Below are 13875 nucleotides of genomic sequence, written 5' to 3' on the forward strand. Positions count from 1 at the left end.
GGGAGTACTCCCGAATGCGGTGGCGTCGTCACTACGGATCCGATGACGGGTCCCGGCCCACCGGCCCGTCTCGGGTGGAGGAGACCTGGCGTCCGCATCCGCGGACGGCCGAGGACCCCCGCACCTTCCCAGGACGCGAGCCCGTGGCCGTCCCACGTCACGTGAAGGAACCGCACCATGGGAAAGCTCGACCGACTGCTCCGCCTCGCCAAGGACGCTCTCGACCTCGATGACGGTCGAGACCGCAGGGCGGACGACCCGCGGGGTCCTTCGACCGCCGGAGATGCTCGCAGCGGGGACGACAGATACGCGCCGCCGCGCGCGCACGACGTCGGTCGCGCTTCGTACGGGGCACCGTCCGCGCGTCAGGGCAGCGATCCCTATGCGCCCCCGCCCGCGCGGTCGACGAGCGCAGGCCTCGGTTCGGATGCCGACCGCGCCGCGATCGCGCGCTACGACTATCTGATGCAGACGGCGGATCCGCATCGTGTGGAGCAGATCCACCGGGAGGCCTTCGCCCGGCTCACCCCGGCTCAGCGCGCACAGGTTCAGGAGCGGATGAACGTCGAGCTCGGCCCGGCCGAACGCCCCGCGTCGTCGTCGCCCGATGATCTGGCGCGGGCCGCGGGCCGGACCGAGGCGGCGAGCCCCGGTCGGATGCGCGGACTGCTGTCGCGCATACGCGGCGAAGGACACGGCGGCGGAAGCAGGGGCAGAAGCGGTTTCGGCGGCATCGGTGCCGCGGGTGCCGTGGGCGGCGCTGCCGTGGGCGTACTAGGAGTGGTCGCCGCGGGTGCCGTGGCGAGCAGTGTCGCCGGGCCGCTGCTGGAGCAGGCGTCGGGTCTCGGCGTCGACTTCGATGCTGTCGCTCAGGGCATCGACCTCGAGGCGGTCGGGAGCGGCGTCGGATTCGACGGTCTGACCGGAGTCGCGGACGGCCTGTCGGGAGCGGCGGAGGGCGTCGTCGGCTCAGCCGGCGAGGCGGTCTCGGGACTGGGTGAGACTGCGAGCGGCTGGGGCGAGAAACTGGGCGATCTCGGCATCCCGGGCATCGGAGATCTCTTCGGGCGCTGATCCCGCCGAGTGCCCCCGCTGGGACTCGAACCCAGACTGAAGCGATTTTAAGTCGCCTGCCTCTGCCATTGGGCTACGGGGGCCGAGGGCGCAGGCCCTGGCCCAGAGTACATGGAGGACGAGGTGTGGACGCCTCGGGAAGGCGTCCACACCTCCGGTGCCCGCACCATGACGGCCCGGGGAGGCGGACCGTGGCGCGGCACCAGGGGCTGCTCCGGAACAGCCCCACACTCAAGACCCACGTCGATGCGGATCATGACGGTGGCCTCGGGAACGAGTCGTCGGGCTCGGGTCGGGCGAAGGAGACAGGCTTCCCAGCGCCCGTCTCCCCCTTGATGCTGCTGGGACAGCATCGCTACCCCCCGGCAATCGACCAGAAACGGTCGACGAGACCGTCTGAACGACGGCCTCAGTGATCAAGACGGTGCATTCTCGCGATCATGACGGAGGCGGCTCTAGTGTTCCGGAATATCGCGGGGGCGAGGATGAGATCCGCGCGGTGTGCGATCCGGTTCCGGAAAGCGTGAGTCCGCGTGTCCGACGCCGTAGGGTGGGGGAGTGCTCGACCTCACCGCCGATCTGAGCCCCGCCACGGGACCCGCAGCCGTCGTCCCCGAATGGCAGGATCCTGCACGGTACTGGCCTCGCCTCGCTGCGGCGACCGGCCATCTGCCCGCACCCGTCGCGGTCATCGACCGAGAGGCGCTGCGGCACAACGCGATGGACCTCCTTGTCCGTGCGGGAGGGCTGCCGATCCGCGTGGCCTCGAAATCCGTACGGGTCCGCGCCGTCCTGGACGGCGTACTCGCGCTCCCCGGCTACCGGGGCATCCTCGCCTTCACCCTCGCTGAAGCACTGTGGCTGGCCGAGTCGCACGACGACATCGTGCTCGGGTATCCGACGGTCGATCGACCAGGCCTCGAGGCTCTCTTCGCCTCGGAAGAGGCCGCGCAGCGGATCACGCTCATGGTCGACGACCCGGCGCACCTCGATATCGTCGACAGCGTCGCGCCCGCCGGGAGGCGTCCGGACATCCGGGTGGCGATCGATGCCGATGCCTCTCTGCGCTCCGCCGCCCTGGGGCACATCGGGGTTCGCCGATCGGCGTTGTTCACGGCGGGGGAGGTCGCGGCGTTCGCTCGGAAGATCGTGCGGCGACCCGGTTTCCGTCTGGTCGGACTGCAGATGTACGAAGCGCAGATCGCCGGGCAGGGCGATGCGGCGGGGCCGGACGCCCCGATCATCCGGCTCATGCAGGCACGTTCCCGATCCGAGCTGCGACAGCGCCGCGCGGCCATCGTCGCCGCGCTGACCGACATCGCCCCGCTCGAGTTCCTGAACGGCGGCGGAACCGGTTCGCTCGAATTCACCGGCAGCGACGAGTCGCTCACGGAGGCGAGTGCGGGCAGCGGCCTCCTCGGCGGACACCTGTTCGACGGCTACCGCTCGTTCCGGCCGGCTCCGGCATCCGCTGTCGCCTTCGACGTCGTGCGGCGCCCCGCGGCGGACATCGCCACCGTGCTCGGCGGCGGGTGGATCGCATCCGGCCCACCCGTGGCATCCCGACAGCCTCTTCCGGTCTGGCCGCAGGGACTCCGCACGCTCGCCCGCGAAGCGGCGGGAGAGGTGCAGACGCCGCTGCAGGGCCCCGCGGCGACGCAGCTCGGAGTGGGCGACCGCGTGTGGTTCCGTCATGCGAAGAGCGGTGAAGGCGCTGAGCGCCTCGATCGCTATCACCTCGTCTCCGGCGACGAGGTCATCGACGAGCTGCCGACGTATCGCGGCGAGGGGAAGGCGTTCCTGTGACGAGAATCGGCGGCACCTGGCAGAACTGGGCGCGGTCGGCTGAGGTGCGGCCGATCAGGGTCGAGCGTCCGCGCAGCCCGGAGGGGGTGCAGCGTGCCGTCGTCGCGGGCACCGCGCACGGGCTCACCATCAAGGCCGTCGGCGCGGGACACAGCTTCACCGGCATCGCGATCGCGCCGGGCGTCCTGCTCGAGCTCGACGACATGCAGGGGCTCGTCTCGGCGGACGCGGCGACCGGTAGGGTCACGCTGCTCGCCGGCACCCGCCTGCACCGGATCCCGGGGCTGCTGGCCCCGCATGGCCTCGCCATGGAGAACCTCGGCGACATAGACCGGCAATCGATCGCGGGCGCCATCTCCACGGGCACGCACGGCACGGGATCCCGTTTCGGCGGTCTCGCCGCCCAGGTCGTCGGCGTCACCCTGGTCACCGCCGACGGAGCGCTCCTCCGCATCGACGAGGAGCACGAACCGGAGCTGCTGCCGGCTGTCTCTCTCGGTCTCGGCGCGCTCGGCATCATCGTCGAGGTCACGCTGCAGTGCGTGCCCGCCTTCGTGCTGCAGGCCGTCGATCAGCCGGCGCCTCTCGACGACGTGCTCGCCACCCTTTCGGAGCGCGTGTCCTCCGCCGACCACTTCGAGTTCTACTGGTTCCCGCACACGGACGTCGCGCTCACCAAGAGCCAGACGCGGATGCCGGAGTCCACCCGTCGGCAGCCGCTCCCCGTGCTCGGGAGGTGGGTCGACGAGACGCTGCTGTCGAACGGCGTGTATCGGGTCGTGTGCGGCACCGGGCGGATCGCGCCCGCGATCACGCCGCCGTTCAACCGACTGGCCGTCACGCTCACGGGTGACCGGCGGTACACCGATGCTTCGCACCGCGTGCTCACGCAGAGCCGTACCGTGCGCTTCCGGGAGATGGAGTACGCCCTCCCGGCAGCGAACGTCGTGCCCGCCTTCCGCGCGGTTCGCGCGCTCATCGAGCAGCGCGGGTGGCGCATCGAGTTCCCGCTCGAGGTCCGTTTCGCTGCAGAGGACGATCGGTGGCTGTCGACCGCGTACGGGCGCGCGACCGGCTACATCGCGGTGCACCGGTACTGGAGGGCAGACCCGACCGTGTACTTCGAGGCGGTCGAGCAGATCATGATCGACCACGGAGGTCGACCGCACTGGGGCAAGCTGCACACGCTCGACGCCGACGCTCTGCGTGAGCGGTATCCGCGCTTCGACGACTTCGTCGCTCTCCGCGACCGCCTCGACCCCGATCGACGATTCGCGAACCGCCACCTCGAGCGGGTCCTCGGGGAGTGACCCGCCGGGTGCGGCAGCGCGCCGCACCCAGTCGACGCGCAGACAGCGCCGATAAGATGGGACAAACACGAGGAAGGGTGGGCCTCTGATGGAATGGCTCGTGCCGGTACTGATCGTCGTCGGAGTGATCCTGCTCGCGGGGATCTATCTCTGGGCGACGTACAACTCGCTGGTGCAGCTCAAGGTCCGCGTCGACGAGGCTTGGAGCGGCATCACCGTCCAGCTGAAGCGCCGAGCAGACCTCATCCCGAACCTCATCGAGACGGTCAAGGGATACGCGTCGCACGAGAAGGCCGTGTTCGAGAACGTCACCCGTGCGCGCGCCGAGACGCTCTCCGCGGGCGGGCCCGGCGAGGCGGGGATCGCCGAGGGGCACCTCCAGCAGGCGCTGCGCAGCCTCTTCGCGGTCGCCGAGGCGTACCCGCAGTTGCAGGCCAGCCAGAACTTCCTCCAGCTGCAGCAGGCGATCGTCGACACGGAGGACAAGATCCAGGCCGCACGCCGCTTCTACAACGGCGGCGTGCGCGAGCTGAACACCAAGATCAAGGTCTTCCCGAACAACCTGTTCGCCAAGGGTCTCGGTTTCACCGAACGGGAGTTCTTCGAGGTCGCCGACAGCGGCGCGATCTCCGAACCGCCACGCGTCCAGTTCTGACGCACTGATGCGAAGGCCCGATACGCAGATGCGTGCCGGGCCTTCTTGCATGTCAGGCCGCTCGACAGGGGGCGCTCACCCGGCCGACGGTCACCAGACCTCGAGACGCACGGCTCCGTCCGAGACGACGACGTCACCGCGAACGGACCAGGATTCGGTGCGGTAGGTCTCGGTCCGCGGTGCGCCGTCGTGACCGGTGCCGGTGACGGTCGCCACGAGGATGCCCCCGTCCGCGACGAAGCCCTCATAGTCGCCCTCGCCGTCGGAATCGCCCTCCAGCTCGAGCCGCGGCAGCTGCTCGATGCGCAGGGCAGCGTCGTCGACAGCCGCGAACTCGGTGCCCCACGGGAGGCGGATGCCGCAGCCCGGTGACGCCTCGCCGCCGGGCATGCCCTCTGCCGCGCACTGCTCCAGGTGCTCGTCGAGCTCAACCTGCGCGAGCGCTCGAACGTCGATCGAGCGCGTCGGCGCCGCTGTCGGTGTGGCTGGGGGCTGCGTCTCAGCGCGGTCGGAGGAGGCCTCCCAGAACCACAGCCCGGCGAGGACGACCAGCACGAGGGCCGCGCCTCCGGCGGTCAGCCACCACGCACGCCGGGTCACGCGACGCTCTCCCTGAGGTGCACATGGCGGCGGACGGATGCATCCGTGCTCGAGAGCACCTCGTGGAGGGCATGCGCGGCCGACCCCCACCCGGAGACCGAGACGTTCTCGAGGCCCTGCCAGCTCGCCGCAAGAGCGACCTCGGCCGCGATCGCCTCGATGTCGGACGCCGGATCCGCCTGCGGCTCCCACCACGCCGACTGCACCTGCAGGGTCGAGCGGGAACGGTCGGCCTTCAGGTCGATGCGCGCGACGATGCGGTCGCCGACGAGCACGGGAAGAGAGTAGTAGCCGAAGCGTCGCTTCTCGGCCGGGACGTAGATCTCGATCCGGTAGTCCAGCTCGAAGGCGCGCAGAGCGCGCTCGCGGAACCACACGACCGGATCGAACGGGGTGAGGATCGCAGCGGCATCCACCCGCCGAGGCAGCACGGCGTCGCGATGCCGCCAGGCGGGCAGCGGGCGACCGTTCCGTTCCCAGCCCCGCACGTGCACCGGGAGGAGCTCGCCCTCGTCAACGAGATCGGCGATCGACTGCGTCACCGCGGACCGATCGCGGATGCGGTAGTAGTCCGCGAGGTCGGAGGCGGTGGCGACGCCCGAGGATCGCGCAGCTCGGCGGACGAGCTCTCGGATCGCGTCCTGTCGCGGAATCCGTCTCGAGAGGATGGCGTCGGGGATCACCTGTTCGGCGAGTGCGTATGTCCGTTCGAATCCCTTCCGGCCGCTGATCGCCACATCCCCGATGCGCCAGAGATGCTCGAGCGCCAGCTTGACGTCATCCCAGTCCCACCACGAGCCGCGCTCCCGCGGCGCGTCGTCTCTGAGATCGGCCGGCCGCAGCGGCCCCTGCGTGCGGAGCTCGTCCTTGACCCACTCCAGCGTCCTCGCGTTCGCCGTCGTCCAGGGGTCCTGGCTCCACCGCTCGCGGAATCGGTCCATCCGGAAGCGCCAGAGAGGCCAGTCGTCGATCGGTATGAAGGTCGCCTCGTGCGCGAGGTACTCGACGTAATGGGTCGTGCGCGACAGGAAGACCCGGTCGAGCAGCGCCGGCTCGTAGGCTCCCAGCCGCGAGAACAGCGGCATGTAGTGGGAGCGGGCGAACACGTTCACCGAGTCGATCTGCAGCACGCCGAGACGCTCCATCATGCGATGCATGTGCCGCGCCGCGACGGCCGTCGGTCGGCGACGGGTGAATCCCTGCGCGGCCAACGCGATCCGGCGAGCCTGGGCGGAGCTGAGGGTGTCGGTCACGCCGTCAGCGTAGCGCCGGGCACCGACATGGGCGCCGTCTGCCGTCGTGTGCCACGTCGCGAGCGCCGTAGACTTGGGCGATGAGCGATGAGCGGCGTTCCTGGCTGACAGAGCTGCTGCGTCCGCGCCCCGTCTCCACCGATCGCACCGTGACGACGCCGGCCGATGACGCGGTCCCGCTCCCGCTGCGCGTGACGGCGGGCTATGCCTGGCGGCTGCTGCTGATCGCCGCGGCCGCAGGCGTGTTCATCTGGCTGGTCATGCTGCTCAAGCTCCTGGTCATCCCGTTGATGGTGAGCATCCTGATCACCGCCCTGCTGTGGCCGGCTTTCGGTTGGATGCTCCGGCACCGTTTCCCGCGCTGGGCCGCCATCGCGATCTCGCTGCTTGCCACCGCCGCGATCGTCGCCGGACTCCTCTGGCTGGTGATCTGGCAGGTGAGGGCCGAGCTGCCCAAGGTGCAGGAGAGTTCTGCTCAGGCGTTCGACCAGTTCCAGGTCTGGCTGCACGAGGGGCCGCTCAGCCTCTCCGACACGCAGATCGCCGACTACCTCGATCAGGGACTCGCGTTCCTCAACGAGGAGGCTCAGGCGCTCTGGTCGGGCGCGCTCGCGATCGGCACGACCGTCGGCCACGTCGCCACGGGCGCTCTGCTGTCGCTCTTCATCCTGATCTGCCTGCTCGCCGACGGCGCGGGCATCTGGCGATGGACGCTGAAGCTCTTCCCGCGCGACGCGCGCCCCGCCGCAGACGGCGCGGCCCGCAACGGCTGGGCGACCATCGTCAACTATGCGCGGACCCAGCTGTTCGTGGCGACGATCGACGCGATCGGCATCGGCCTCGGAGCGTTCCTGCTGCAGGTGCCGCTGGCGCTGCCCGTCGCGGTGCTCGTGTTCCTCGGGTCGTTCATCCCGATCGTCGGCGCCGTCGTGACCGGTGCGGTCGCGGTCTTCCTCGCGCTGGTCTACAACGGCCCCTGGATCGCCCTCTGGATGCTTCTCGTCGTCCTCGCCGTCCAGCAGCTCGAGGGCCACATCCTGCAGCCGCTGCTCATGGGCTCCGCCGTGAAGGTGCATCCTCTCGCCGTCGTCCTCGTGGTCGCGGGCGGCGCGATGATCGCCGGCATCCCCGGTGCGCTCTTCGCGGTGCCGCTGGCAGCATTCGTCAACGTCGCCGCCGTGACCATCAGCTCCGGGTCATGGCGAACGGGGGTCGGCCCGAGCGGCGACCTCATCTGGAGTACGGTTCCGCGACAGCGGAGAGGGAGGAATCAGTGAGCGCAGTCCCCAGCCTGACCGAGTTCGAGAACGCAGCTCAGAGTCTGGCTGAGGTGATCACGCACACGCCCGCTCTGCCCTCGCGGGCGCTCTCGGACGTCCTCGGGGCGCCCGTGCTGCTGAAGATGGAGAACCTCCAGCGCACCGGCTCCTTCAAGATCAGAGGGGCCGCGTACCGGCTGTCCCGGATGAGCGAGGAGGAGCGCTCCCGGGGCGTCGTCGCCGCATCCGCAGGCAATCACGCGCAGGGGGTGGCCCTCGCCGCGCAGGCGCTCGGGATCCCCGCCACCATCTTCATGCCGCTCGGGGTGCCCGTGCCCAAGCTGCTCGCCACGCGCGGCTATGGCGCCGAGGTGGTGCTCGAGGGTGAGACGGTCGCGACCTCTCTGCGGCTGGCCGCCGAGTTCTCCGAGCGCACGGGCGCCGTCCTCATCCACCCGTTCGACCACCGCGACGTCATCATCGGCCAGGGCACGCTCGGTCTCGAGCTCCTCGACGACGTCCCCGAGGTCGACACGATCGTCCTGGGGATCGGCGGCGGGGGACTCATCGCCGGAGTCGCAGCGGCCGTCAAGGCGCGTGCGGCGCAGCGCGGACGCGAGGTGCGCATCGTGGGGGTGCAGGCGGAGAACGCCGCCGCCGTGCCCCCGTCGCTCGACGCCGGCTACCCCGTGGACATCGTCACGAGGCCGACAATCGCCGACGGCATCCTCGTCGCCCGACCGGGGGCCATCCCGTTCGACATCATCAAGGACCTCGTCGACGAGGTCGTCACGGTCTCCGACGACGATCTCGCACGCGCGATCCTGATCCTGCTCGAGCAGGCGAAGGTTGTCGTCGAGCCCGCCGGTGCCGCGGGCGTCGCGGCGATCCTGGCGGGAAAGATCACGGCGACCGGCACGACGATGGCGGTGCTGTCGGGCGGGAACATCGACCCGCTGCTGCTGCAGCGCGTCGTCTCGCACGGTCTCGCGGCCTCGGGCCGGTACCTCACCATCCGCATCCCGTTGCCTGACCGGCCGGGCCAGCTCGCCCGCGTGTCGGAGCTCATCGCGGAAGCGGGTGCGAACGTCATCGAGGCGATGCACACCCGGCACGGGCACGGCCTGCAGATCAGCGAGGTCATCCTCGAGCTCAGCGTCGAGACCCGCGGCGCGGAGCACTCGGAGCACACGTTGGACACCCTCCGGCGCGCCGGCTTCCAGCCGATCGTCGTGCCGGACTGAGCCTCGGCCAACACGAAGAAGCCCCGTCCGAGCGGACGGGGCTTCTTCGTGTTCGGGCGTCGCGCGTCAGCCCGTGTAGGTCTCGACGTTGACGATCTCGACGGAGATGGAGCGTCCGTTGGGAGCCTCGTACGACGACTTCTCGCCGACCTTCAGACCGAGGATGGCCTGGCCGAGCGGGCTGGCCTCGCTGTAGACGTCGTGGTCGCTGCCTGCGGCGATCTCGCGGCTGCCGAGCAGGAAGACCTCCTCGCCGCCCGCCACGACGGCCGTGACGACGGTGCCGGGCTCGACGATGCCGCGACTCGCGGGCGCCTCGCCCACCTTCGCGGTCTTGAGCAGCCCCTCGAGCGTGCGGATGCGAGCCTCCTGCTTGCCCTGCTCGTCCTTGGCGGCGTGGTAGCCGCCGTTCTCCTTGAGATCGCCCTCTTCACGCGCGGCCTCGATGCGCTTGGCGATCTCCTCGCGACCGGTCGTGGACAGGTGCTCCAGCTCGGCGACGAGCCGGTCGTAGGCTTCCTGCGTGAGGAAGGGAACCTGAGCGTCGGTAGACATGACGAAGCTCCTTCGTTCGGTATCCGCCGATCATCGTCGGGGGATATGCCAAGACGCCCTGGCACGGTGCCAGGGCGTCGTCTGTCTGCGTCGATTCTAGGCGACCCAGCAGCTGTTCACCAAACCTGTGGTCGCCGCGGAGACGGTGGGGACGGTGACCGAGAGCGCCTGCGAATGCGCCTCGCCGGCCGGTATCTCGACCACCTTCCAGCCGACGACGCCGAACTCCTCGTCCAGGGCCTCGACGACGCAGGCGACGTCCTTGCCCTGCACTCCGGTGATCTGGAAGCGGACGTCCACGCTGTGCTCGTCGACCAGGTCGAACCCCAGGTCGTCAGCGTCCACGGCATTCACCTGCTGCATGACGATCGACCAGCCGAGAGCGCCCACGACCAGTGCGGCGATCGCGATGACGACGATCCAGGGCCACCGGCGGCGCCGGGAACGGCCGTAGCGGTCATCGAGCTGCTGTGCGGTCGTCACGAGGTGGGTCTTCCGGTCGTTAGGCTGGTATCTCCAGGTTATGCGACCTGTGTGTGAAAGGCAGACTCCATGCTCGCTCTGACCGCGACCCCGATGCCGACTCCCTCGATGACGGTGGCCCCGGAGCTCGTGACTCCCGGCTTCGTCGGCTTCGCCGCCGTCGTGATCATCCTGGTCGCCGTGATCCTGCTCATCCTCGACATGAACCGACGGATCCGCCGTGTCCGCTACCGCGAGGAGGTCCGTGAGGAGCTCGACGCTGAGGAGGCCGCACGCGCCGCCGACGAGGCCACTGCCACCGACGCCGACCTCCCGGTCACGCGCGAGGGCGACGACGACCCGCAGAAGCCCTGACAGCCGCCGACGACGTCTGGGCGTCAGGCGCCGAGCGACGGTGACAGCGGGTCGATCGCGATCAGCAGGCACGCGGTCCAGTGGCACAGGAAGGCGAGCACCGTGCACACGTGGAAGATCTCGTGGAAGCCGAAGTGCCCGGGCCAGGGGTTCGGCCGCTTGAGGGCGTAGACGATCGCGCCGCCGGTGTAGAGCAGGCCGCCCACGATGACGAGGACCATCATCGTCGGGTTCGCCTGGAAGAGGTCGACGAGGTACATCACGGCCGCCCAGCCGAGGAGCAGGTAGATCGCCACGTAGAGCCAGCGCGGCGCGTTGATCCAGAAGACCCGGAACAGGATGCCGATCAGCGCGCCGCTCCACACGAAGACGAGCAGCAGCGCGCCCTTCTCCGGTGGCAGGGCGAGCACGGCCAGCGGGGTGTAGGTGCCTGCGATCAGCAGCAGGATGTTCGCGTGGTCGATCCGCTTCAGGAGGATCTTGACCTTCGGGCTCCAGTCGAGGCGGTGGTAGAGCGCCGAGTTGCCGAACAGGAGCAACGACGTCGCCATGAACACGACGGCCGCCCACTTGGCGGCGCCGCCATGCGCGACGATGACCAGCACGACCCCGGCGACGAGCGCCACGGGGAAGGTGGCGGCGTGGATCCAGCCCCGCCACGTGGGCTTGATCTCGACCGCCGCGTCATGCGCAGCCTCGTCCAGGAGAGGCAGCTGAGGGACGTCGGGGGCAGAGGAGTCGGGGGTGCTCACGTGCTCACTCTAGGCGCGGCGCCATGCCGCAGGGCGTACATATCCTGAGCGTCCGCCCTCCGCCTTCCCGGGTGCGACACGGTAGCGTAGGGAGGTGATGTCACGCGATGGTCAGGGGCGAGGGCCGCTGTACCGGCTCTACACGAACCGGCTGCGCCGCCACCTCGACCGCTCGACCGTACCGCACCACGTAGCGATGATGATCGACGGCAATCGCCGCTGGGCGCGCCAGCTCGGGTACGACACTCCCGCCGAGGGGCACCGCGCCGGCGCCGCCAAGATGCGCGAGTTCCTCGGATGGTGCGACGAGCTCGGCATCCGGGTCGTGTCGCTCTATCTCCTCTCCAGCGACAACCTCCGCAAGCGGGATTCCGAAGAGCTCGCCGACCTCATCGAGATCATCGCCGAGCTCGCCGAGGCGCTGTCCCGCGAGGGCAACTGGCGGGTCAAGCACGTCGGCCGCTCCGACATCCTCCCGACGGAGCTGGCCCGCGTCCTCGCGGACGCCGAGGAGCGCACGCGCGACCACACCGGGCTGCACGTGAATCTCGCCGTGGGATACGGCGGACGCAACGAGATCGTCGACGCGGTACGCAGCATCGTCACCGCTCACCAGGCATCCGGGGGCACGATCGAGGACCTCGCCGCGCACCTGACGCCCGAGATGATCGGCGAGCACCTGTACACCGGGGGGCAGCCCGACCCCGACCTGGTGATCCGCACCAGCGGGGAGCAGCGGCTCAGCGACTTCCTGCTGTGGCAGAGCGCCCACAGCGAGTTCTACTTCGTCGAGGCCCTCGGACCGGACCTGCGCCAGGTCGACTTCCTCCGCGCGATCCGCGACTTCGCCGACCGCGACCGTCGGTTCGGTCGCTGAACCGTCACGCCGCCCTCCGTTAATCATCTCGTCACAATTCCCTGGCGTGTCGAGGCGACGGAATGTCGGTCGCTGGTCGTAGCTTCTGGGTATCGGGCAAGGTGCCCGTCGAGTCGGCCTCAGGATGACGACTCGTGACCCCCTGGTCGACTCGTTCGAATAACCGGGAATCCCCGGGTCGGGAGTGGGTCGTGACCTCACGTACAGCGCAGCAGTCCACCAGCACCGCGCAGCAGTCCACCCGTAAGACGACGAGACGAGCTTCGTCCGTCGATCCGGATCAGGACCTGCGCACCTATGTGCTCGACACCTCGGTCCTGCTGAGCGATCCGCAGGCGTTCTTCCGGTTCGCCGAGCACTCGGTCGTCATCCCGGTGGTCGTCATCACCGAGCTCGAGGGCAAGCGGCACGACCCCGAGATCGGCTACTTCGCGCGTCAGGCGCTGCGTCATCTCGACGACCTGCGCATCGAGCACGGACGCCTGGATTTCCCTGTCGAGGTCGGCGAAGGCGGCACGCTCCGCGTCGAGCTGGCGAACACCGACATGTCGGTGCTTCCCGCCGGCATCCGGCTCAGCGACAACGACAGCCGCATCCTCTCGGTCGCGATGCACCTCGCGCAGGACGGCCAGGACGTCACGATCGTCTCGAAGGACCTGCCGATGCGCGTGAAGGCCGCGTCGCTCGGCCTGCGCGCCGAGGAGTACCTCGCCGAGCAGGCGGTGGACTCGGGGTGGACGGGGATCACCACGCTCGATCTCTCGGGCGACGAGATCAGCGACCTCTACGAGAGCGAGGTCGGGATCAGCGAGGACGCCAGGGGGCTTCCGGTGAACACCGGACTCATCATCCACTCCGAACGCGGATCGGCACTCGGACGCGTCACGGGCGACGGCGAGTACCGCCTCGTCCGCGGTGATCGCGACATCTTCGGGATGCACGGTCGCTCCGCCGAGCAGCGCATCGCGATCGACGTGCTGCTCGACCCGGAGGTCGGCATCGTCTCGCTGGGCGGTCGCGCGGGTACCGGCAAGTCGGCGCTGGCGCTGTGCGCGGGTCTCGAGGCCGTGCTCGAGCGCCAGCAGCAGAAGAAGATCATCGTCTTCCGCCCGCTGTTCGCCGTCGGCGGCCAGGAGCTCGGCTACCTCCCCGGCGACCAGGGCGAGAAGATGGGGCCCTGGGGCCAGGCGGTGTTCGACACGCTCGGCTCCGTCGTCTCCGGCAACGTCATGGAGGAGGTCGTCGAGCGCGGCCTGCTCGAGGTCCTGCCGCTCACGCACATCCGCGGGCGCTCGCTGCACGACGCCTTCGTGATCGTCGACGAGGCGCAGTCCCTCGAGCGCAACGTGCTGCTCACGGTGCTCAGCCGCATGGGTCAGAACTCGAGGGTCATCCTCACCCACGACGTGGGTCAGCGCGACAACCTCCGCGTCGGTCGGCACGACGGCGTCGCGAGCGTGATCGAGACTCTCAAGGGTCACGACCTGTTCGCCCATGTGACGCTGATGCGCTCCGAGCGGTCGGCGATCGCGGCGCTCGTCACCGAGCTCCTGGAGGGTGGCGAGCTCAGCTGAGACGAGCGACAGCGGGTGCCGCGGTTTTCGCGGCATCCGCTGTCGTCTGTCCGGCCGATGCTCCGGCGATCCGCGTTTC

General features: G+C 69.6%; 14 protein-coding genes and 1 tRNA gene. 9 read left to right on the forward strand and 6 right to left on the reverse strand.

Annotated features, from left to right (window positions below; translation table 11 throughout):
* The first annotated feature begins 177 nt into the window (after positions 1-177).
* A complete protein-coding gene (locus BN2660_RS10645) occupies positions 178-1074 on the forward strand; it encodes a hypothetical protein (RefSeq protein ID WP_091231438.1) in 897 nt (298 codons plus the stop codon).
* A gap of 10 nt (positions 1075-1084) precedes the next feature.
* On the opposite strand, the gene BN2660_RS10650 is transcribed toward BN2660_RS10645, so the two are convergent.
* Positions 1085-1157: transfer RNA gene (locus BN2660_RS10650), tRNA-Leu, on the reverse strand.
* 475 nt (positions 1158-1632) lie between these two features.
* Between BN2660_RS10650 and BN2660_RS10655 the strand changes: the two genes are divergently transcribed.
* The 3 genes from BN2660_RS10655 to BN2660_RS10665 all read left to right on the forward strand — a co-directional run bounded on the left by BN2660_RS10655 (position 1633) and on the right by BN2660_RS10665 (position 4845).
* Positions 1633-2880, forward strand: a complete 1248-nt coding sequence (locus BN2660_RS10655; RefSeq protein ID WP_091231442.1) for an alanine racemase — start codon at positions 1633-1635, stop codon at positions 2878-2880.
* A complete protein-coding gene (locus tag BN2660_RS10660; RefSeq protein ID WP_091231445.1) occupies positions 2877-4190 on the forward strand; it encodes a D-arabinono-1,4-lactone oxidase in 1314 nt (437 codons plus the stop codon). The genes BN2660_RS10655 and BN2660_RS10660 overlap by 4 nt, the downstream gene beginning before the upstream one ends.
* Before the next feature lie 88 nt (positions 4191-4278).
* Positions 4279-4845: a LemA family protein gene (locus BN2660_RS10665; protein ID WP_091231448.1), complete on the forward strand. Its 567-nt coding sequence runs from the start codon at positions 4279-4281 to the stop codon at positions 4843-4845.
* A gap of 90 nt (positions 4846-4935) precedes the next feature.
* Here BN2660_RS10665 and BN2660_RS10670 read toward each other — a convergent pair whose 3' ends face one another.
* Positions 4936-5445 carry a hypothetical protein gene (locus BN2660_RS10670; protein WP_091231451.1) on the reverse strand — a complete coding sequence of 170 codons (510 nt, stop codon included), beginning with the start codon at positions 5443-5445 and terminating at the stop codon, positions 4936-4938.
* On the reverse strand, positions 5442-6698 hold the full coding sequence (locus tag BN2660_RS10675; protein WP_091231454.1) for a winged helix-turn-helix domain-containing protein: 1257 nt from the start codon (positions 6696-6698) through the stop codon (positions 5442-5444). Before BN2660_RS10675 ends, BN2660_RS10670 begins: the two co-directional genes overlap by 4 nt.
* An 80-nt stretch (positions 6699-6778) precedes the next feature.
* Between BN2660_RS10675 and BN2660_RS10680 the strand changes: the two genes are divergently transcribed.
* Together BN2660_RS10680 and ilvA are read left to right on the forward strand one after the other, a co-directional pair.
* Complete coding sequence (locus BN2660_RS10680; protein ID WP_091231457.1) at positions 6779-7975, forward strand: AI-2E family transporter; 1197 nt, start codon at positions 6779-6781, stop codon at positions 7973-7975.
* Positions 7972-9201, forward strand: a complete 1230-nt coding sequence (ilvA, locus tag BN2660_RS10685) for a threonine ammonia-lyase (RefSeq protein ID WP_091231460.1) — start codon at positions 7972-7974, stop codon at positions 9199-9201. Before BN2660_RS10680 ends, ilvA begins: the two co-directional genes overlap by 4 nt.
* A 66-nt stretch (positions 9202-9267) precedes the next feature.
* Here ilvA and greA read toward each other — a convergent pair whose 3' ends face one another.
* Positions 9268-9756 (reverse strand): transcription elongation factor GreA, encoded by a 489-nt coding sequence (gene greA / locus BN2660_RS10690; RefSeq protein WP_091231464.1) that lies wholly within the window; start codon positions 9754-9756, stop codon positions 9268-9270.
* Between the two features lie 96 nt (positions 9757-9852).
* Positions 9853-10239, reverse strand: a complete 387-nt coding sequence (locus BN2660_RS10695) for a DUF4307 domain-containing protein (RefSeq protein ID WP_091231466.1) — start codon at positions 10237-10239, stop codon at positions 9853-9855.
* Positions 10240-10308: 69 nt separating this feature from the next.
* Between BN2660_RS10695 and BN2660_RS10700 the strand changes: the two genes are divergently transcribed.
* On the forward strand, positions 10309-10593 hold the full coding sequence (locus BN2660_RS10700; RefSeq protein ID WP_255305117.1) for a hypothetical protein: 285 nt from the start codon (positions 10309-10311) through the stop codon (positions 10591-10593).
* 23 nt (positions 10594-10616) lie between these two features.
* Here BN2660_RS10700 and BN2660_RS10705 read toward each other — a convergent pair whose 3' ends face one another.
* A complete protein-coding gene (locus BN2660_RS10705; protein ID WP_091231469.1) occupies positions 10617-11345 on the reverse strand; it encodes a PAQR family membrane homeostasis protein TrhA in 729 nt (242 codons plus the stop codon).
* 97 nt (positions 11346-11442) lie between these two features.
* Between BN2660_RS10705 and BN2660_RS10710 the strand changes: the two genes are divergently transcribed.
* Together BN2660_RS10710 and BN2660_RS10715 are read left to right on the forward strand one after the other, a co-directional pair.
* A complete protein-coding gene (locus BN2660_RS10710; protein WP_091231473.1) occupies positions 11443-12222 on the forward strand; it encodes an isoprenyl transferase in 780 nt (259 codons plus the stop codon).
* Positions 12223-12509: 287 nt separating this feature from the next.
* Positions 12510-13796, forward strand: coding sequence for an RNA 5'-3' helicase PhoH2 (locus BN2660_RS10715; protein ID WP_255305180.1), 1287 nt, complete (start codon positions 12510-12512; stop codon positions 13794-13796).
* The last annotated feature ends 79 nt before the right edge of the window (positions 13797-13875 follow it).

It is taken from the genome of Microbacterium sp. 3J1 (genome assembly GCF_001049495.1).
GTDB lineage: Bacteria > Actinomycetota > Actinomycetes > Actinomycetales > Microbacteriaceae > Microbacterium.

Excerpts from the sequence above, each read along its gene's own strand:
- BN2660_RS10645 (WP_091231438.1), top strand. The coding sequence starts at position 178 with ATGGGAAAGCTCGACCGACTGCTCCGCCTCGCCAAGGACGCTCTCGAC.
- BN2660_RS10665 (WP_091231448.1), top strand. The coding sequence starts at position 4,279 with ATGGAATGGCTCGTGCCGGTACTGATCGTCGTCGGAGTGATCCTGCTC.
- BN2660_RS10680 (WP_091231457.1), top strand. The coding sequence starts at position 6,779 with ATGAGCGATGAGCGGCGTTCCTGGCTGACAGAGCTGCTGCGTCCGCGC.
- greA (WP_091231464.1), bottom strand. The coding sequence starts at position 9,756 with ATGTCTACCGACGCTCAGGTTCCCTTCCTCACGCAGGAAGCCTACGAC.
- BN2660_RS10700 (WP_255305117.1), top strand. The coding sequence starts at position 10,309 with ATGCTCGCTCTGACCGCGACCCCGATGCCGACTCCCTCGATGACGGTG.
- BN2660_RS10710 (WP_091231473.1), top strand. The coding sequence starts at position 11,443 with ATGTCACGCGATGGTCAGGGGCGAGGGCCGCTGTACCGGCTCTACACG.